This is a genomic window from Synechococcus sp. 'PEA 65AY6A-5F PE A', assembly GCF_047462575.1.
GTDB lineage: Bacteria > Cyanobacteriota > Cyanobacteriia > Thermostichales > Thermostichaceae > Thermostichus.
Genome location: NZ_JAOALE010000086.1, coordinates 1 through 673, shown reverse-complemented (window position 1 = coordinate 673; position 673 = coordinate 1). Strand labels below are relative to the sequence as shown.

Annotated in this window: 1 protein-coding gene; it reads left to right on the top strand. The window is 57.1% G+C overall.

From position 1 onward, the window contains the following. On the top strand, positions 1 to 673 hold a 673-nt coding region (locus GG26_RS13655; RefSeq protein ID WP_414391191.1), incomplete at both ends, for an RNA-guided endonuclease InsQ/TnpB family protein.

Sequence of the window (673 nt, the reverse complement as noted above, 5' to 3'; positions counted from 1 at the left end):
GCCATTGGCAACTACCAGCGTGGGATGCTGGCTGGCTCTAACCCCAAATCGGCCACCCTAGTCCAGCGGAAGGACGGCTCCTACTACATCCAGATTTGCGTAGAGAAAAACCCGCCCAAGCAACAAGATACCGACAGGGTGATCGGGGTGGACTTGGGCAGGACGGATATCGCCCATACGTCAGAGGGGGACAACTGGAATGGACAGCAGTTGAACCGAGTCCGCGACCACTACTCCAAGCTGAGGGCGGTACTCCAACGCAAAGCCAGTAAGGGCACCCGCAGTTCGCGGCGCAGATGCAGAGAACTGTTGCAACGGCTGTCTGGCAAGGAGAGGCGCTTTCAGGCGTGGGTCAATCATCGCATCTCCAAAGCTATTGTCTCTAGGGCAAAGGCGACAAACAGCGCTCTTGCTCTGGAAGACCTGACAGGGATTCGGGAAAGGGTCAATCAACAGCCCCGCAGCAAGACAGAGCGTAGGCGGGCAAATAGTTGGGCGTTTTATCAACTCCGTCAATTTTTGGAGTACAAGGCTCTGCGTGCGGGGGTTGCTCTGATTCTTGTTCCGCCTGCCTACACGTCGCAGACCTGCCACCGGTGTTTGCACATTCATCCCGACCCTGCGCAATCCTACCGCAGTGGCAAGTCGTTCAAGTGTGGGCACTGTGGATGGG